Raw genomic sequence first — 19,254 nt, 5'->3', positions numbered from 1 at the left:
ACTGCAGGGTTAGCGAGCGATGTACGTTTTACAGACTTTTTGGCAGTATCTCCACAAACTTTCTCCATGAAATTCATTGACGAAGCAAAAATTTATGTCAAATCTGGTAACGGCGGAAATGGTTGCGTCAGCTTCAGAAGGGAGAAGTACGTTCCCAGGGGAGGACCGAACGGCGGAGATGGGGGAAAAGGGGGAGATGTTGTTATAAAGGCCTCCGCTCGTTGCAGTACACTGCTCGACCTGAAATTCAGGCAGCACCATGTTGCAAAAAACGGAGGACGTGGAGAGGGCAGTAATAAAGCAGGCAGGAATTCCCCCGATGTGGAAGTAGTTGTTCCTGTTGGAACACTTGTCAAGGATGTTGAAACGGGCGAAGTCTTAGTGGATATTGCGGCCGACGGTCAGGAATTCATAGTGGCCAGAGGGGGGGATGGCGGTAAGGGAAACGCGAGATTTGCAACGTCGACAAACAGGGCGCCCCGCTACGCGCAGGATGGATACGGGGGAGAAGAAAGGTGGATTGAGCTTGAACTCAAACTTCTTGCAGATGTAGGAATTATAGGTCAGCCAAACGCGGGGAAATCCACCTTTATATCAAAAGTCTCCGCTGCGAAGCCCAAAATAGCAGCATACCCGTTCACCACACTAAAACCGAATCTCGGAGTTGTAAAAATTGATGACTTTGAAACGTTTGTCATTGCAGACATTCCCGGATTGATACGGGGTGCCCACTCAGGCCAGGGATTGGGAATGAAATTTCTCCGTCATATTGAAAGAACGACGCTCCTCCTTCACATTCTTGATATTTCTGAAAATTCTCACGGAACTGCGCGGGAAAACTTCGAGTCGACGAACAATGAACTTGCACTTTTCAATCCTGCTCTGATAGAAAAACCTCAGATCGTAGCGCTCAATAAAATAGACCTTACTGTAACGAAAGAGAGGATGAAAAAAGAGATTGGCATTTTCAGGAAATATGGAATAAAACTTTTCCCGGTTTCCGCTGTTACAGGAGAGGGGATAGATGTCCTGATGAAGGAGATAGTAGAAACACTGAAGACGCGAAAGGCAGTATAGATAATAATGGTGAAAGAAAGAAAAGAGATACTGTTAAATGTTAAGAAGGTCTTAATCAAGATCGGCACCGGTGTTTTAACGGGTCAAAAGGGACTCGATCTTGACATAATAGAACAACTGGTCGATGAGATAGCCGAACTCACCCGGAGGGGTTACCAGATCGTTGTTGTTACCTCGGGGGCCATTGCTTCCGGTATGCACAGAATGGGATTTGTTGGTAAGCTCAAAAGCATACCCCAGAAGCAGGCATCTGCAGCCATAGGGCAGGGAAGACTGATGAGGATTTATTCCAACGCCTTTGGTAAACATGGGCTGGTTGTTGCCCAGATACTCCTGACGATGAGTGACCTGACTGACAGAAAAAGATTTCTCAACGTTCGCAATACTATTTCAGCCCTTATGGAATGGGGAGTTATCCCGATTATTAATGAGAATGATTCAGTTGCCGTCGACGAGATAAAGTTTGGAGATAATGATAATCTTGCCGCGATGGTGGCAAATATCGTCGAAGCCCACCTTCTCATAAATTTGACTAATACCAAGGGTCTCTATGACAGAAATCCTGTAGGAGAAAAAAAGGCCCGGCTGATTCCACTGGTAAAAGAGATAACAGATGAAATTGAGGCAGTGGCTACAGCGGAAGCTGATCCTGTGGGCATGGGGGGTATGAAAAGCAAAGTCATGGCGGCGAAAAAGGTTACTGCATTTGGCATACCATTCATTATTGCCCGCGGGAAAACAAAGGGTATCCTGCATGATATATTTGATGGCAAAAAAACAGGAACCCTCTTTTTACCTTCGGATGATCACATGAAGAGCAGGAAACACTGGATAGCTTTTACCTTGAAGCCGAGTGGGAAGCTGATCATAGACGATGGAGCGAAAACGGCCATTATTGATCAGGGTAAAAGTCTTCTTCCGTCAGGAGTCATTGACGTCGAGGGAGATTTTCAGGAGGGTGATCCTGTAACCTGTGAGGATATGAACGGTATGCCGCTGGCAAAGGGATTAGTGAATTACAGCTCCCTCGATCTATGTAAAATAAAGGGGCTCAAGACATCCCAGATAGAGCAGATATTGGGAAGCAAACCTTACGATGAAATTATACACCGGGATAATATGGTCGTGGAAAAGCAGAGGAAGAAGCAATAGAAGCAGCTATTGGCTTTAGCCGATAGCTTGAGGCACATAGGCACAAAGATACAAAGGCACAAAGTAGCCGCAACCCTTCAGGGTTGCTGTATCGAGCAGGACACTTATCCTGCACTCCACAAGGAATCATCAACAAAAATAATCCTTGTTAACTTTCCCCCGGGAATCAAATACAATGCCTTCCATTTCGAGGAAGGTTCTTTTCATGTTCAGCCCTCCCCCGAAACCACCCAATTCCCCGCTGGACCTAATTACCCGGTGACATGGTATGATGATGGAGAATGGGTTTCCGGCAAGGGCTGCCCCGGTAGCTCTTGCTCCTCCGGGAACGAGGATTGTGCCGGCCAGTTTTCCGTAAGAGCTTACCCTCCCCCTCGGGATTTTCCTGTTTTCAAGTAGGACATTCTGTTGAAATGCGGAGGAGCTCCTCATATCGAGGTGTTCCAGTGAGAAATCAACCGGATTCCCCCGCATGAATTCCTCAATCTGATAACAGATCTTTTCTGTCATACTATGTGATCGTCTGACGACGCCGGGAAAGGCTTGATTTATACGGTGAGCCGTATCGGCGTTCTTCTTCGGAAGGAAAATCCTCACAATACATGGAGAGAGGTTTTTTTGCCTCCAGACAAGCCCGACGTCTCCGAATGGAGACGCAGCAAGTTCATAAGCACAGGGTGTCCCAGCCATTTTAGATAACCTTTCCAATGTCATTGACTTAAGGAAGTGGCACTTAAAAGTCCCCCTTTCTTAAAGGGGGATTTAGGGGGATTTTGAACACCTTTTATAAAATCCCCCCTTGCCCCCCTTTAAGAAAGGGGGGAGATTTATTCTTAAGTCAACGACATTGATAACCTTTCTATAAATATTGTAGTTAGCACAGATTGGAGCGAAGGACAAAAAATTGTTTGACAATTATCCCATGGATGCATATATTGCCATATAGTAATATAACAATATATGGAGGGGCTCCAGTGAAAGATTTTGTCAAAGTTATGAAGGCTCTTTCCGACCCCAACCGGGTCAAGATACTCAAGATGTTGCAACACAAAGTATTGTGCGTTTGTGAAATGCAGGCGGTGCTGAAAATAGCACAGCCCACAGTATCCAGGCACCTGAAAGTGCTTGAGGATGCCGGACTGGTTGGCTACGAAAAGGATGGTTTGTGGGTGAATTATGAAATTGCCAGGGATTCCCGCAACATTTACGCTGGACACATGATGAAGTATTTGGCCGGCATTCTTGATGATGATCCGCAAATTGTTACCGGCGGGAAGAATGCCGAGTTTGCAGATCGCATGGAACTTTGCAAGAGAAGATAAAATTTACTATATCGCTATTTCGGAGTATCGCTACATGAAAGAACGTACAAAATTCATTATTATCCTTCTTGTCTTTGCGGCCGCATATTATGCTCCCTTCTCCTCCGCGCGGGTGAACATAGCCATCATGGAAGGGTTTTATATGTTACAGGAATATGCGAGGGAGCATGTTCTGGCTTGTCTGATCCCTGCCTTTTTTATCGCGGGCGCAATTGCCTGTTTTATTTCACAGGCCGCTGTATTGAAATATTTCGGCGCCAGGGCTAACAAATTCCTCTCGTACTCGGTAGCGTCTGTCTCCGGTTCCATTTTGGCTGTTTGCTCCTGTACCGTATTACCGCTTTTTGCCGGTATTTATAGTCGGGGGGCAGGTATAGGTCCGGCGATGGCGTTTCTTTATTCCGGTCCGGCCATCAATGTTCTGGCAATCATCTTGACGGCCCGCGTTCTCGGGTGGAAACTTGGCCTTGGCCGTGTCGTTGGCGCTATCTTTTTTGCTGTTATAACCGGTTTGCTCATGGCTTTTTTTTATCGCAAGGAAGATCAGGCAAGGGACACGGGTGAAATCATCCTGCCTGAAGAAGAAAAACAACGTACACTCTGGCAGCAAGCCCTATATATGCTTGTACTCGTTTTGATTCTAATTTTTGCCGCGTGGGGGAAACCCGCACAACCGGTAGGTTTTTGGAATGCCGTGTATCAGATTCACTGGCCCATCGCCGTTGGGCTGCTGATTGTGTTGGGAATTATTCTCAAAGCCTGGTTCAGCAAAGCGGAAATGGTCAGTTGGGGAGAGTCTACATGGGGATTTTCCAAGCAGATACTGCCTCTGTTGTTTGGCGGTGTGCTGGTAGCCGGGTTGCTGTTGGGTCGTCCGGGACACGAGGCGCTTATTTCCTCTCACTATATAGGATCGCTGGTAGGTGGAAATTCGATTTGGGCAAACTTTTTTGCCTCTGTGGTGGGTGCTTTCATGTACTTTGCCACCCTGACCGAGGTACCTATCTTACAGGGACTGATCGGAAAAGGTATGGGGCAGGGCCCCGCATTGGCCCTGCTGCTCGCAGGTCCCGCTCTTTCACTGCCTAACATGCTGGTTATACGCAGTGTTATAGGAACACAAAAGACCCTTGTCTACATAGCGATCGTGATAGTCATGTCCACCGTAGCCGGCCTTATTTTCGGGGCAATCGTGGCATAAATCTATGGCAGAAGATTGTGAAATGGCTCAAGGGGGCCAAAGAGGAAAAGAAGTAGAAAAAAGGAGGTTTGAAAAAATGGAAATCAAAGTTTTGGGACCTGGTTGTCACAGATGTAATGATACAGAAAAAATGTGAATCTCCCCGCCCACAGGGCGGGGCTTCCCGGTAGGGAATATGTTTGTTTTATATTGCGCCCCTTACCCCGCCTACAAGGCGGGGCTTGCGGGTGCGCTCCCGGTCAAGGAGGCATTGGCTGAAGCCGGGGTCGAGGCGAACGTGGAAAAAGTCACCGACATTTCGCAGATTATCAGCCATGGTGTATTGGGCACCCCTGCGGTGGTAGTTAATGGGGAGGTCAAAAGCGTAGGAAAGATCCCTGATAAGGAGGACATTAAGAAGTGGATAGGGGGATAATACAAAAATGACAGAGAAAAAAGAGAGGAAACTTTCATTTTTAGACAGGTTCCTGACCCTGTGGATATTCATAGCAATGGGGTTTGGAATCGGAACAGGATATTTTGCGCCGGGTGTAACCAAATTTATTGCAGGGCTTCAAGTAGGCACAACATCTATTCCTATTGCAATTGGATTAATTTTGATGATGTATCCCCCCCTGGCTAAAGTAAACTACGAACACATGGGGAAAGTATTCCATCACAAAAAACTCCTCGGGTTTTCACTGCTTCAAAACTGGGTCATCGGGCCTGTAGTAATGTTTATTTTAGCAGTCATATTTCTCCGAGGTTACCCGGAGTATATGATAGGAGTGATATTGGTGGGGCTTGCCCGCTGTATTGCCATGGTCATTGTGTGGAATGAACTTGCTGAGGGTGATAGAGAGCTCGCAGCGGGATTGGTTGCTTTTAATGCTGTTTTTCAGGTCCTGTTTTACGCGGTTTACATCTATGTTTTTATAACCGTTTTTCTTAACTGGCTGGGGCTCGTTAAGGGATTGAATGTCAGTATTTCAATGCTGGAATCGGCAAAAACCGTTTTCATTTACCTGGGGATACCGTTTATTGCAGGCATAACTACACGATTTACATTGCTAAGACTAAAAGGCAGGGATTGGTATGAAAAAGTATTTGTACCTAAAATAAGCCCTATTACTCTGATTGCATTGTTGTTCACAGTTGTGGTGATGTTCTCCCTTAAAGGGGAATACATTATAAAATTACCGTTACATGTAGTAAGGATAGCAATACCGCTTACCATCTATTTTCTCTTCATGTGGTTTGTAAGTTTCCTGATAGCAAAGAAGATAGGTGCAAATTACCCACAGGCTACGGCCGTCTCTTTTACCGCGGCGAGCAATGATTTTGAATTGGCAATAGCTGTGGCTATTGCGATCTTTGGTATAGGTTCCAATCAAGCCTTTGCAACAGTTATTGGCCCCCTTATAGAAGTTCCTGTTCTCGTTGGTCTTGTGGTTGTGGCCTTGAGATTCAGGGAAAAATTCTTTAGTGGTAAACCGGCCGAAGTGGAGATCAGATAAATGAGAGGAAAATGCATAAAGATTATTATAATCGGCTAAGGATAAGGCAGCGATTATCTTTATCGATGTCTGGAAATATCGCGACCAGATAAGAAGGTTTGGCATACAAGCAATTCCTACACAGATATTTTTTAATGAAGAGGGTGAGGAGGTAAAGCTATGAAAATACAAGTCGCAGGGCCTGGTTGTGCGAGATGCAGGGCAACGGAAAAAAATGTAATCGATGCCTGCTCTCAACTAAACCTGCCTGCAGACATTTCACACATATTTGACGTGAAGGAGTTTGTGAAACTCGGTGTTATGATGACACCGGCAGTGATTGTCGATGGCAAGATTGTTGTTTCAGGAAAGGCTCCAACCGTTGAGGAATTGAAAAAAATCCTCTCTGATATCAAGTAGCTTGTTTGACGACAGCACAGACGTCGTTAGAGGTTTGTCCGGGGAAGTGGGCCTGTTGCCTCGGTCCCGGGATTCAGGAAAACTATTGTTCATAAAATAGTATAGATGACGACGAGCGTGAAGAAGGAGGCAGAAAAATGACAGGTAATACAATTGGTTTTATCGGCGGTGGCAGGGTAACACGAATTATTCTGGAAGGATTCAAGCGGAAAGGCAAACTGCCTGAAGAGATTATTGTAAGTGATACAAACATTGAAATCTTGAACGGGTTAAAAGAAAGATTCCCGCAAATCAGAATTTTCCCAAACGATAATACACAACCCGCATTAATGGATATCGTTTTCGTTGCCCTTCATCCGCCCGTGGTAAGTGGCGTTCTGGGAGAAATTAAAACCTGCTTGAAGGCAGATGCAACCATCATCTCCCTGGTGCCAATGATTTCTATCACGAGCTTGTCTGAGCTTTTAGGAGAATTCCAGCGGATCGTACGAATGATACCGAACGCTCCCTCCGTTGTGAATGCCGGTTACAATCCCGTAGCCTTTTCCAGGGCCTTTACAGAGAAAGAAAAGGATCAGTTGATCAATATATTGAGCGTCCTCGGTGAGTGTCCCGAGGTAGCGGAAGAAAAATTGGAAGCGTACGCTATTCTAACGGCTATGGGACCAACCTATCTCTGGTTTCAGTTATGCGAATTGCAGGAAATCGGCAAATCCTTTGGACTAACCTCTGAGGAAGTGGCAGATGGCATATCGAAGATGGTACAGGGTACCGCGAAGAGCCTTTTCGAATCCGGACTTTCTTCTTCCGAAGTTATGGATCTTGTACCGGTCAAACCATTGGGAGATGAAGAAGAAAACATCACAAATATTTACCGGACAAAACTTGAGGGTCTGTACAAGAAATTAAAAGGGTGAATCTATTGGATAATATCGGTATGTTGGGAAAAAACTGACCGGATGGAGTATCAAAAGTGACGGATAGATTAAAGAAAAGAGCGTGTCTTATTGTTTCCTTATTATTTGTGTACCTTTTCTTTGGTGCCGTGACCGCTTTAGCCCAGAGTACCGTAGGGCCGATGATGGTCATGGAAGAGAAGTCTTTTGACTTCAAGGAGGTCAAGGAAGGCGATGTGCTCAAACATGCCTTCAGGGTACTGAATAAGGGTGACCAGAATTTGGAGATAAAGAAAGTCCAGCCCGGGTGAGGCTGCAGCGTGGCCCTGTTCGATAAGGTCATCCCTCCCGGTGGTGAGGGAAAAATAATATTGGAAGTAAATACAAAGGGATTTGCGGACAACATAACCAAAGCTGCCCGGGTATATACCAATGACTTGCAAAATAAAATTATCTGGATAGGAATTAAGGCTTTTGTCAAAGTTCCAATTGTAGTGTCGCCAGGATTGGTCTTTTTCAGCTGCTTTGCGGAAGACACGGTTGAGAAGGTGGTTACTATTCGTGCTGGACATGACATGCCCTTATCCTTAAAACCTGTCAGTTTTCCGCTCTCTGATAAAGTGGAGTACAGGATAGAGACCGTAGAGGAAGGACGATTGTTCAGGGTTGTCTTCACGAATAAAACCGGTGTAAGTGGGTGGTATAATGGATTGCTTAAGTTTGAGACCAACTATCCTGAGAAACCGGTAATCAATATCAGGGTTATAGGACAAATTCAAACACGGAATCGGGTGCTGCGTGGCAAAGGCCGGTGAACTGAACAGCGAGCGCAAACCCCGCAGCTTGCTGCGGGGAGATTCAATCTAAGAACCCAGACATATTGTAAGTATCAGCCGAACCGCCACGGCCCAATAACGCGACGATAAGCCGCGGTTCCCCCAACCGCGTTTAGAACCTTTCTAAAACACTTTTTTCTAATAAATGAGTTATGTTGTCAGTATAGTTATGTTGTGAGTATAATTCCCATATAATTCCATTTCCTTCCGAAAGATTAAAAAAATCCTTTTAATTCTTCTAATTCTCTTTTATTTTTTTGCTTCCCTTGCTATCTTACTATTATGGTAGAAAGACGATAGCCATATGATCAAGTGGCTTGACTTCCGCACCATTGAAAAATCCCTATTATTCAGTGCCTCAGGCATAAGGAGGGAAAAAATAATGGAACCAGGTTGCCTGAGAAACAGAAACTCCCTTTATCTGATCGTGTGGCCTTTAAGGCTTTATTGCCCGCTGGAGGCTTAACAGCAGACGTGCTTAGCCTATAAATAATTATGTTGTGAGTAAATTTTGAATTATGTTGTGAGTCCTTATAACGTATTGTTATTAAATCAAATATCCATTTCCATGCTCTTGGTAAATATCCCAATATATTTCAGGTAGATAGATGAGCTCGCAACATAAGGCAAGCTGTCTTAACTTTTTGATTTAAAAATATTGTTACGTACAGTAAACGAATATCTTGAAATTTCGGGTTTTCAATTAAAGACGACAAATATAGAAAAACCTTGACAAATAATTCCAAGGAAGTATTGTAAATGCGGAATTCATTGAAGTTGTAGCAATTAAGAACAATACCCCCTTTAACACCAAGAAAGAGGGAATCATGGGCAGATTATGAAAAACCCCGTTTCTCAAATGGAGAGATGGGGTTTTTCTTTGCTGTCGAGAAAAAATATTACACTTCAAGAAATAACCCTATTTTATGATACACACGAGAAATCGGTGAAAAATTTATATCGTATTATCCTTTTATCCTTCGATGAATGCTTGGCAGCAATCAGAGATGAGCCACATTTTTTGCCATATACGTTGGATACCTTTATATCCGCTGTCTTTTAATATGTGAATATTATTATGATATTTTGCATTGCAACCTAAATAGAGGTCTAATGTAACCATGATTGAAGAGTGCAATGACATATTGGAATGCGAAAATAGGTTATCTCCAGTAATCCCCAAAACAAGTTTGCTGGGAGAAATTCCTTTATCTACCGAAGAAGTAGATAAATTAGGTTCTTTTATTAAGGAGCAAATTTCTGACAATATCCAAGGGGGAACAAAATTTCTAAAAACCAAGACACCTACATGTTTTGCATGTTTTCTTGTTTGGAAGGGCATTTTTGATTACAGTGACGGTGATTATTGGTCAGGGTTTCGAGAATTTGCTGGTCTTTCGGATCCAAGTTGGCAAGCAAAATGGGGTAAAATATTCATCAACTTCTTAGAAACCAATGGATTGCCACCTTTCGATAATATCAAAGACGCACATCGTTATGTTACTCCCATTCTTATGCATGGAATGATCCCTAATTCTTGTTTGGATGAATTTTTTGAAAAAATCTTACTTCCAATGGTCAAACAAGACCTGACCGATCCCTCTGATCTTAGCTTCTTGTTAAAAATTCGAAGAGAAGACGACAACGAGAGGTATTCTATTGAAAAAGAAATTGAAGAACTAAAGGCAAAGAAAGGTTCAATCTCAAGCAAATTAAACCGAGTTCGCTCTTTGATTAAAATATGGGACGATCTTGATAAAATCAAAGCCTTAGAAGAAAAAGTAGGTAACCGCAATGAGTTAGCTTATTTACCTGAAGATCCTTTGGAATACAAAAGCAAGAAAAATTGGGCAATTCAAAAACTTCAAAAAGAGATTGAAAAATTAGAAAGTGAAAAAAAACAATGTGAACAGCAAAGAAAGAAATTTTCAGAAGTAGATAAAGAGGTATTAGCCCATTCAGGTGCCATTAATCAATGTATCAACATCTTGCCGAAATTAGAACAAGAACTCCTACGAGTGACTGAACTCAAGGCAGAAGAAAACCTGCTTAAAGAACGGATAGAAAAAGATGCACAATCAATATTTTTTGAACCATGGAACGAAAAATTTGCATTAATTATCCGGGAGTTACCCTTAGATAATTTGAAAGATAGAATCGAAAAATTTAATTCTATTAGAATAAGCGAATCGATTATAAAAAGAACCTATTTTACGAAGCTGTTAACAGTCATTAAGAAATGGATGAATCACCTTTCCCCCCGTTTTATAAAGAGAGAAAAGACAGCGCAAGAAATGCAGGTTGAAATCTCAGAAATGCTAAAAAAACTTCCTGTTGGAAAAAAGGTAATAGAGTGGCCCCAAACTGAACTTATCCATAATTTAGAGCAATTATGTGAAAAACATGAAACCCTTTGCCAATTGCATGAAATCCGGGGCTATAAAGAAATGGAAACCTATGAACAAATCAGTGGGATAAAAAATGTAGCAGAAACTGTCGGTGTTGCTACCACCGGTGATATAAAACATGTGGTTATGACCATAAAAACTAAACTCGCCGAAGCCCAAAACAATAAACGATCGGCCATTCAAGCCGAACAACAAATTGAAGAGAAAGAAAGTAATATTAGAGAATTAATGGTTAATAAGGAGCTTATAGTTAAAGAACTACAGGAAATTGATGATCATCTTGCTGAATTGGGAAATGGCGATATTCAATTAGGCATTGAACGATTGGAACAGCAGCGTAATGCTCAACTCCAAACAGAATTACTTAAAAAAGATTTAATAAAGGCATATCCTGACTTAGAGAGCTTGGAACGAGAAAAAAACGGGGCTCAAAAGAATGGCAAAGATAAAAGTTACTATAATTCGGAAATTGACAGACTTGATTTAGAAATTGAACAAATTAAACAAAAGACAACTGAATTAAAAGAAAAACTCGAACAAATTCCGGAACCATTTCCTTATGTGGATGAACCTACCCGAAGATTCTTGCTTTATGGTGGCGATACCGCGAGGGATTTCCTTGTTCAATCTGCCCAAATGGTGAATCAGGCCATGACTGAACAAAGTGTACCTTCTGCGGATGAAACTGGACTACCAGAGAGAGTAGTTGCAAGGTTCGAAGAATGGTGGAAAGAATATTGCAAAATCAGTGAAGGAGGAGATGAAATCGTAAGTCCTGAGAAACTGGATAGATTTAGAAGTCCCCTGATATATTTTGATCCTGCTCTGATCGAAATCAAAGTTCACTTCCCATCACAGCGCTTCTCAATTTCCGATAAGATTTCAGGTATTTGTTTAATAATTAACGAAGATAAACAGTATTCACAGAAAGAACAATTGTTACGGGCTTATCAATATAATAAAGATTGCTTAGCAACAGAGGAACTTGATTTCCCCTTGCCTTTTCCATCGTATATATATAAATTCACTCTAAAAAGCGATGACCAGATTATTTGGTGCTGGAATATTCAGGGCATGAGCATAACTCAGCCTTTCATGGCCTTTAGCAGTAATTCAAAAAGGTTGATCCATGAAGCGGAATTACCCAAAGGGGAAGTCTTAATTGTATTGCATAAAGAATTTTTTCTCGAGCCAAATCGAATTGTTATTGAGGTCGCTGATTTACATGGGAAATGGAGGGAATATAAATACCTAAAAGTAGATCTTAGCAATGTTGGGCAACTGAATTTGGTAGATAAACAAAATAATAAATACAAAGTATCAATTTCGATGGAAAGAAAGCTTGAACCAACGCTTTATGGTGGGCAGATCCTGAGGGGATGCTGTTCAGAGGAAGAAAATATATACGTTGGAGAACCTCCAAGCATTTGCATTCCAGTTGAAAATAATGCTGAAATAAAAGGATGGGTAGTTTCTATCCCTAAAAACAGCGATAGCACATTGGTTGAATCAAAGCATTATCGGCTCAACGAGTTGGAGGAAATATCGAACATAGATAGGAATGATGGCCTACTTATAATACCCCTATCTAACGAAAAATGCATAGGGAAAAACCCTGTTGGTAGGTTTACAGTTCGATTAAGAAATGATGTCCGGCACATTTTCAAGCGCTTAAGTTTTTGTATTGTTCCTCATCTAAAATTAGGGTTCGACAAGGACATTTATTTGCCCTGTGAAGAAGGCACCGCACAAGTTAAGCTAACACTTGATGGGCTTGAACAAATGAAATTTGAGCCTCGAGGCCAGGTAAAAATTATTGACTTCAAAAGAGGTTCATACAGGTTAGAAACTATCTCTTCAGAGCATAGTATCCATGGAATATTGCGATATACTTTCCCTAAAGGCAATTTGATTCCTGTTCCAATAACTATTGAAATTCCGAGATTGACATGGCGGCTCGATGGTATGCCAAATAACGAATATTCTTCAGAGTCAAACAAGGTAGAAGAAATTTGGTTTGGAGATTTGGAGAATGCCCAGGAATCGCTTTCTCTTATTGTAACCATGCCCTCTTTTATCAACGGTCAAGGACGACTAAGTCCTATTGATATAGATCAAGTATCAGAAAAGAAAATATGTGAAGGGAAGGTTAGATTTGACCTTTTAGGCTTTAGCGATACCTTGAGAGAAGACGATGAACCGCTGCAAACATTTGAACTAACAGTTCCCGATTCAGAGCTTTCGATAGACAATGTTGAACTGTTTACGGTACGAACAAGATGGGAAGTTGAAGACATAGAATGTATTCAACAATTTCGCAACGGCATGTTAATTCTAAAAATATCATGGAAAGGGGAGAAAGGAAAATCAGAAGGGCAACGAGTTATTAGATTGTGGAAGATCGATTCACCAAATTCAGACTTCGATGAGTGGCAAGTACCCGAAGATTCTTATGGCATGGAGATTGAGGAAGAAAAAGAAAGGATTCCGCCGGGAGAATACCGGGTTCATATAGATGTTGATGATGAGAATTCATGGTCGTCGACGAAACCTACTATGCCACCAGATGATTATTTAAACACTATCGATATTCAAGTAGTTGAAGAAATACTGAAGGGGAAAATCAACATCATATCTGTCATAGATAAGAATGGCCATAAACATACACTAAAATACAGATACAATATTGATATAGAAGGAAGGATAAGCAAAAGAACTTTACCAGATGGAGTGGATTCGAAAGTAAAAATATATCAATATCATGAGGGCTGGTATGTGGGGAATATTTCAGTTGCTGGAAGGTCAACGTTTGAAACCGGAACAGATGTGTTTAATCCGGTGAAGTTTGAATATATTTCAACAAAGCATTTAATTGATTCTTTGCAAGATAATGACAACGATGGTGTATTTTTTTGTACATTATGTAAAGAGCTATTCTGGAGTCTTAAACGTTATAAAAAAGAAAGAGGAATGGGGCATGAACAAAACATTTTATCACCAATATCACTTGGTGAGGACCATCCGGAATTTAAAATGAAATTCAAGTTCTTAAATTAAAGGATTAACCAATGTCACTCGATCCCATTAAAACAACTAAGTCTATCACGGATAGATACAGAGCCTATCTATCTACTTCATTTCGATTGAAACATCCTTACCTTCAAGCCCAATTTATGGAGGAGTTACAACCTGAAAAGTTTGTGAAAGGACCTATTTTAGAGGCCACACCGCCCTTTGAAACTGGGAAATCTTTGGAAGAATTGGTGTGTGAAGGGCTTCTGTCCGATCAATTTAGGAACCTCAAATCTGGGGACCTCCCGTTGAATCGCCCTCTATATAGGCACCAGGAAGCTGCTGTTCGCCAAGTAGTGGGGGCTAACAGAAACATTGTTGTAGCCACCGGTACTGGCAGCGGTAAGACAGAAGCATTCTTAGTGCCTATTCTTAACCATCTGTTCCGTCAAAAGGAGGATGACAAACTAACACCGGGTGTGCGCGCCCTCTTGCTCTATCCCATGAATGCTTTGGCAAATGACCAGTTAAAGCGAATGCGTGCACTCCTTAAGAATTATCCTGATATAACCTTTGGGCGCTATACCGGCGAGACAGAACGAAAGCAGAAAGCGGGGGAAGATAAATACCGAAAAATGTATAATAATAAGGAACCCCTGCCAAATGAACTCGTCTCTCGAGAACAGATGAAAGAAAAACCTCCTCACATTCTGCTTACCAATTACGCTATGCTTGAATATTTAATGCTTCGTCCCGAAGACCACGTCTTTTTCGACGGAGAATACGCAAATTATTGGAAATTTATTATAATTGATGAAGCACATACCTATAACGGAGCCAAGGGAATTGAAATGGCAATGTTACTCAGACGTCTTAAAGACCGTGTAGTTCAAAATGAGCCCGGCCGAATTCAGTGCATTGCTACCAGCGCTACGCTCGGAAGTGGAGAAAGGGAATTTGGTGATGTCGCAAGATTTGCCCGAGAACTGTTTGGAGAGTTGTTTGAGCCGCAAGATGTTATTGGTGCCGTTCATCAATCAATGGCAGAATTAGGTGCTTCCTGGGGGAAACCAGATTCTTATTTATATGAAGAATGGCAAAAAATTATCAATGAAACTCCACTCGATAGCATAATCCCTGCCTTGGTAAAAACAGGGAGAGGAAATGGCGTACCAATCAAAACACTTGAATATTCCGAACTACGAGCTGACAATGAATACAAGCGTTTTTTATTTTACGTACTAAAAGGAGATGGCAGGTTAATTTCACTAAGAGGAATTCTCGAACAGAAACCACAACTCCTGAATAAAGCTGCAGAGAAGATATTCCATGATGCAGCAAACTCTCAAAACGCCCTTGTGGCCCTGGTTGATCTTGCCATTCGATCCAAACCAAGCGAAGATGATCAACCGCTTATTCCAGCCAGATATCATCTGTTTGTGCGAGCCATTGAAGGTGCCTATCTGAGCCTGCTTCCAGAAAAGAAAATCTATTTGGAACGCCACGAGACATTCAAATATGATGAGAAGAAATATCCTGTGTTCGAGATAGGAACCTGTCGTCAGTGTGGTGCTACATACCTGGTAGGCGAAACCCAGGAAGACGAAGGCAAAAATATTTTTAAGCAGCCAGGAAAGCAATACTTTGAAAGCGCTGAAAAGCTGGAATATTATCTACTTCTCGATGAGCATAGTCAGTTGTTGCCAGATAACGAAGATGAATTGGCAACTTTGGAAGAAGACTTAAAAGGAGACAGATATAAAATTTGCGGTGCATGCGGAGCCATTGATAAAGCCAATTTAATAAATGGATTTTGCGATTGCAGTGAAGAAAATTACTTTGAAATACTCAGAGTTAAATCCAAGGACGGAAAAGTCCATAAGTGTCCTGCCTGTACAAGAACAAATCCCCAAGGTTCTATGGTATGGCGTTTCCTCCTCGGCAAAGATGCAATCGCCAGCGTTTTGGCAACTTCTCTCTACCAGCAGATTCCATCACGGGATAGAGAATCCGAAAAACATTCAGAACATGATGGCATAGCTTCCGATGACTGGTCTTCAACGACGGGGATAGGTGTATCTAATGAAGTTTCGGCTGGAGAAAGTAGTGATGGACGACAATTATTGATTTTTTCTGATAGCCGACAGGACGCCGCCTTTTTTGCTCCCTATCTCAGTCGTACCTACTCTCAAATACTCAGGAGACATCTAATCCTTAAGACAATAAGTGAAAATGGGGATAAAATTCTTGAAAACAGATGGAGAGTTCAGGATTTAATCCCTCCCCTCAGACAACAAGTAAGCCAACTGAATCTCTTCCCTGACAAAAGTTTACAAGAACAGGAGAACGAAGTCTGGAAATGGGTACTTTATGAACTTTTGAGCATTGATAATAGAATTGGCCTGGAAGGGTTGGGATGTCTCGGCTTCTCTTTAGTGAAGCCAGAAAATTGGAAGGCGCCAATCCCATTAACAAACTCACCCTGGAAACTGTCCATAAATGAGGTGTGGACATTATTTCAAATATTGCTGGATAGTTTTAGGAAGAATGGGTCTATTCTGTTTCCAGACAATGTCTCCCCTACAGATGATTTCTTTCAACCTACCAATCGTGAATACTACTTCAGAGAGAGCGGATCCGTGCCCAAAAAACATGTTCGTAGCTGGAGTCCTTCTTCTGAAAATGCAACAAACGCTCGTTTGGAATTCATTATGCGTTTAGCTCACCGAATGGGTATAGGTCTATCACGCAAGAAATGTACAGACATATTAAATAATATTTGGCGAAAAAGCCTGGAGCTTGATAACCCGTCAAGTTGTTGGAAAGATCATTTCTCCTCCATTAATTTGCCGGGAGAGGGAACAGTCTATCGCATCAGACACAACCTCTGGGAACTCCAACCGGGAACCATCAACAAAGACCTTCAATGGTATCACTGTGACAAGTGCAATAATATAACGCTCCTTAATCTAAGAGGTGTTTGCCCTACATATCGATGCCAGGGGGAACTCCAAAGATGCAATCCAGAAGAGGTCTTTGCAGACAATCACTATCGGAATCTTTACTCAGGAGTTTTACCACTAAGAATGGAGGCTAAAGAGCATACAGCACAGTTAACAAGTGATGCTGCTGCCGATTTACAGACCCAGTTCATAGTAGGAAAAGTAAATGTATTAAGTTGTTCAACCACCTTTGAGCTGGGTGTGGATGTTGGGGAATTGGAATCGGTGTTTATGCGAAATGTACCACCTTCCGCAGCCAATTACATACAAAGGGCGGGTAGGGCTGGCAGGCGTATCGATTCTACGGCCTTTGCCCTGACTTTTTGCCAGCGTCGCTCTCATGACTTGGTTCACTTCAATGATCCAATGCGAATGGTCTCTGGCGAGATTAAGCCACCACATTTTAAAATCGAGAATGAAAAAATTGTAAAAAGGCATGTCTATGCTACCGCACTTGCAAAATTTTGGAAAGACAATCCCAAGATGTTTGGAGATGTCGAATCCTTCTTTTTTAAGGGAGATAAAAAAGGCTCCGATTTATTCAAAGAGTATTTGGACAATAAGCCGAATGATCTCTATAAAATTCTAAAGAGAATTGTGCCAGAGACTCTATATAAAGACCTGGGAATTGGTGCATGGGGCTGGGTTTCGGGATTGTTCGATAAAAATGACGGGGTCTTGTTAAAGGCAACAGAAGAGGCACAAAGCGATGTTGAAGAATTGGAGAAGGCACGAAAGCAACTTATAGATGAAAATAGGCCATCAGATTACATCCTGCGTGTCGTCAATACAATAAAAAACAGATATTTGATTAATTTTCTATCAAGTCGCAATGTTATACCTAAGTACGGGTTTCCCGTGGATGTAGTGGAGTTGCAGATTCTACACCACTCTGATGAAGCAAAAAGATTGGAATTGGCCCGTGACCTGAGGATTGCATTATCAGAATATGCACCGAGCAGTCAGATAGTGGCGGGCGGCAAGCTATGGACAAGTCGTTATTTGAAAAAAATACCCCAAAGGGAGTGGCCTAAATATAGATACGCAATCTGTGAACATTGCCAACTCTATCAAAGAGGACACGAGGGCTCTGAAGTACCCCTCGATAATTGTAAAGGGTGTGGTCAGCCTTTAGAAGGCAGAAATCAAGGAATTTTCCTAAAACCAGAGTTTGGATTCATTGCCAGTACTAAACGACCCGCAGAGCCTGGAGAAGGACAACCTGAAAAGACTTACACGACGCGAACTTATTATTCCGGCAACTCTGATAGGAGAGATGAATTAACAGTTAAGTTGAAGAATAATGTTACCTTTCGAGCAGTACCAGCTTCACATGGGGAAATGGCAGTCATAAACCATGCTGGTTATCAAGGGTTCAGAATCTGCCATAAGTGCGGGCATACAATTTTAGGTAATGAAAAAGCAGAAACCCCCCACAAAGCCCCTTGGGGAACTAATTGTTCAGGTAGACTAAAGCGTTATTATCTTGGACACGAATACATGACCGACATCCTTCAACTGCATTTTAAAGGGTACGCCAACTCTGACGTTGGATTCTGGTTTTCTATCCTTTATGCACTACTTGAAGGAACAAGCGAGGCACTTGATATTGACCGGCAGGATTTAGATGGGTGTTTGTACGCCTACACCGGTGATCCGACAATGCCAGCGTTGATTTTATTTGATGACGTGCCTGGTGGAGCGGGCCATGTGCACAGAATTGCTAAGGATGAAACCACAATAAAACAAATCCTACAGTCAGTCCATCAAAGGATGAAAAAATGTGAATGTGGAGGTGAAGAAGGGCATGCCAGTTGTTATGGTTGTTTGCGAAATTATAGAAATCAATTCTGTCACGATAAACTGGACAGAGGGAAAGTTATTAACTTCTTAGAAGAGTATTTTAAATGAATACTAAAGAAGAAAGATGATTTTAAGAATAATTAATGGATTAAGTTCCCGATTTAATCATTTATTCATTGACGGTCGTAATTTAATATTGCTCCATTGTTGATTTTATCAATTACAGGAGAAAGAAACAAAACTAACGCGAAAATGGAATAAATCTGTCCATCAATTGAGTACAGGAAATTAATATCGTAACTCCATTGTCATTTTTAAAAATGTAAACAGCTGCTATTATGTTGCGAGTGGCCTTAACTCCCTGAGAACATAGATCTAATCGCTATGGCTCATGGAAACGTGATATCGTTTGTAAAAACAACAGGATAGCATTGCTTGTCATCATAGATTCAAAGAAACTGTCAACATAATAAATAGTCCCGTGGCATACCTCTCCGTGTCCGGCTTTGGACCGTGCCGCAGTTTTAGAGGCTGTCCAGCCAGGCTAAAATATCTTCTCTGTTTTCCCAATCAATCAGCTCATCTATTTTAGGATCCTGAGCGAGAACGGATTGTGCATATTCGATGAACTGTTTCTGTATTTCTTTTCT

At 42.0% G+C, this 19,254-nt stretch carries 14 protein-coding genes; 13 read left to right on the top strand and 1 reads right to left on the bottom strand.

Annotated elements, in window-relative coordinates; genetic code table 11:
• Nucleotides 1-66 precede the first annotated feature (66 nt).
• On the top strand, nucleotides 67-1,077 hold the full coding sequence (gene obgE, locus Q7J27_00635) for a GTPase ObgE (protein MDO9527647.1): 1,011 nt from the start codon (nucleotides 67-69) through the stop codon (nucleotides 1,075-1,077).
• Nucleotides 1,078-1,083: 6 nt separating this feature from the next.
• A complete protein-coding gene (gene proB / locus Q7J27_00630) occupies nucleotides 1,084-2,229 on the top strand; it encodes a glutamate 5-kinase (protein MDO9527646.1) in 1,146 nt (381 codons plus the stop codon).
• A gap of 129 nt (nucleotides 2,230-2,358) precedes the next feature.
• Here the strand turns inward: proB and Q7J27_00625 are convergent, their stop codons facing one another.
• Entirely contained in the window at nucleotides 2,359-2,919 is a 561-nt protein-coding gene (locus tag Q7J27_00625) for a methylated-DNA--[protein]-cysteine S-methyltransferase (GenBank protein ID MDO9527645.1), read from the bottom strand.
• A gap of 284 nt (nucleotides 2,920-3,203) precedes the next feature.
• On the opposite strand from Q7J27_00625, the gene Q7J27_00620 reads away from it, so the two are divergent.
• From Q7J27_00620 to Q7J27_00570, 11 genes are all read left to right on the top strand, one after another.
• Nucleotides 3,204-3,551 (top strand): metalloregulator ArsR/SmtB family transcription factor, encoded by a 348-nt coding sequence (locus tag Q7J27_00620; GenBank protein MDO9527644.1) that lies wholly within the window; start codon nucleotides 3,204-3,206, stop codon nucleotides 3,549-3,551.
• The gene (locus tag Q7J27_00615; protein MDO9527643.1) at nucleotides 3,508-4,752 is read left to right on the top strand and encodes a permease; all 1,245 of its coding nucleotides are present in this window, start codon (nucleotides 3,508-3,510) and stop codon (nucleotides 4,750-4,752) included. The genes Q7J27_00620 and Q7J27_00615 overlap by 44 nt, the downstream gene beginning before the upstream one ends.
• 4 nt (nucleotides 4,753-4,756) lie before the next feature.
• Nucleotides 4,757-4,888: a hypothetical protein gene (locus Q7J27_00610; GenBank protein MDO9527642.1), complete on the top strand. Its 132-nt coding sequence runs from the start codon at nucleotides 4,757-4,759 to the stop codon at nucleotides 4,886-4,888.
• Between the two features lie 39 nt (nucleotides 4,889-4,927).
• Entirely contained in the window at nucleotides 4,928-5,167 is a 240-nt protein-coding gene (locus tag Q7J27_00605) for a thioredoxin family protein (protein MDO9527641.1), read from the top strand.
• A 7-nt stretch (nucleotides 5,168-5,174) separates the two neighbouring features.
• On the top strand, nucleotides 5,175-6,248 hold the full coding sequence (gene arsB, locus Q7J27_00600) for an ACR3 family arsenite efflux transporter (protein ID MDO9527640.1): 1,074 nt from the start codon (nucleotides 5,175-5,177) through the stop codon (nucleotides 6,246-6,248).
• Between the two features lie 159 nt (nucleotides 6,249-6,407).
• The gene (locus Q7J27_00595) at nucleotides 6,408-6,647 is read left to right on the top strand and encodes a thioredoxin family protein (protein MDO9527639.1); all 240 of its coding nucleotides are present in this window, start codon (nucleotides 6,408-6,410) and stop codon (nucleotides 6,645-6,647) included.
• Nucleotides 6,648-6,784: 137 nt separating this feature from the next.
• Entirely contained in the window at nucleotides 6,785-7,564 is a 780-nt protein-coding gene (locus Q7J27_00590) for an NAD(P)-binding domain-containing protein (protein ID MDO9527638.1), read from the top strand.
• Between the two features lie 56 nt (nucleotides 7,565-7,620).
• A complete protein-coding gene (locus tag Q7J27_00585; GenBank protein MDO9527637.1) occupies nucleotides 7,621-7,854 on the top strand; it encodes a hypothetical protein in 234 nt (77 codons plus the stop codon).
• Nucleotides 7,855-7,863: 9 nt separating this feature from the next.
• Complete coding sequence (locus Q7J27_00580) at nucleotides 7,864-8,358, top strand: hypothetical protein (GenBank protein ID MDO9527636.1); 495 nt, start codon at nucleotides 7,864-7,866, stop codon at nucleotides 8,356-8,358.
• Nucleotides 8,359-9,500: 1,142 nt separating this feature from the next.
• Nucleotides 9,501-13,844, top strand: a complete 4,344-nt coding sequence (locus Q7J27_00575) for a hypothetical protein (protein ID MDO9527635.1) — start codon at nucleotides 9,501-9,503, stop codon at nucleotides 13,842-13,844.
• Nucleotides 13,845-13,855: 11 nt separating this feature from the next.
• The gene (locus tag Q7J27_00570) at nucleotides 13,856-18,712 is read left to right on the top strand and encodes a DEAD/DEAH box helicase (GenBank protein ID MDO9527634.1); all 4,857 of its coding nucleotides are present in this window, start codon (nucleotides 13,856-13,858) and stop codon (nucleotides 18,710-18,712) included.
• The last annotated feature ends 542 nt before the right edge of the window (nucleotides 18,713-19,254 follow it).

Source organism: Syntrophales bacterium (assembly GCA_030655775.1).
Lineage (GTDB): Bacteria > Desulfobacterota > Syntrophia > Syntrophales > JADFWA01 > JAUSPI01.
The sequence above is the reverse complement of the archived record's forward strand: the minus strand, read 5'-3'. Positions and strand labels throughout refer to the sequence as shown.

What these genes read in the sequence shown, in the direction of transcription:
- Q7J27_00610 (MDO9527642.1), top strand. Translation starts at nt 4,757, where the DNA reads ATGGCAGAAGATTGTGAAATGGCTCAAGGGGGCCAAAGAGGAAAAGAA.
- Q7J27_00570 (MDO9527634.1), top strand. Translation starts at nt 13,856, where the DNA reads ATGTCACTCGATCCCATTAAAACAACTAAGTCTATCACGGATAGATAC.
- proB (MDO9527646.1), top strand. Translation starts at nt 1,084, where the DNA reads ATGGTGAAAGAAAGAAAAGAGATACTGTTAAATGTTAAGAAGGTCTTA.
- Q7J27_00595 (MDO9527639.1), top strand. Translation starts at nt 6,408, where the DNA reads ATGAAAATACAAGTCGCAGGGCCTGGTTGTGCGAGATGCAGGGCAACG.
- obgE (MDO9527647.1), top strand. Translation starts at nt 67, where the DNA reads ATGAAATTCATTGACGAAGCAAAAATTTATGTCAAATCTGGTAACGGC.
- Q7J27_00590 (MDO9527638.1), top strand. Translation starts at nt 6,785, where the DNA reads ATGACAGGTAATACAATTGGTTTTATCGGCGGTGGCAGGGTAACACGA.
- Q7J27_00605 (MDO9527641.1), top strand. Translation starts at nt 4,928, where the DNA reads ATGTTTGTTTTATATTGCGCCCCTTACCCCGCCTACAAGGCGGGGCTT.
- Q7J27_00625 (MDO9527645.1), bottom strand. Translation starts at nt 2,919, where the DNA reads ATGGCTGGGACACCCTGTGCTTATGAACTTGCTGCGTCTCCATTCGGA.
- Q7J27_00615 (MDO9527643.1), top strand. Translation starts at nt 3,508, where the DNA reads ATGCCGAGTTTGCAGATCGCATGGAACTTTGCAAGAGAAGATAAAATT.
- Q7J27_00575 (MDO9527635.1), top strand. Translation starts at nt 9,501, where the DNA reads ATGATTGAAGAGTGCAATGACATATTGGAATGCGAAAATAGGTTATCT.
- arsB (MDO9527640.1), top strand. Translation starts at nt 5,175, where the DNA reads ATGACAGAGAAAAAAGAGAGGAAACTTTCATTTTTAGACAGGTTCCTG.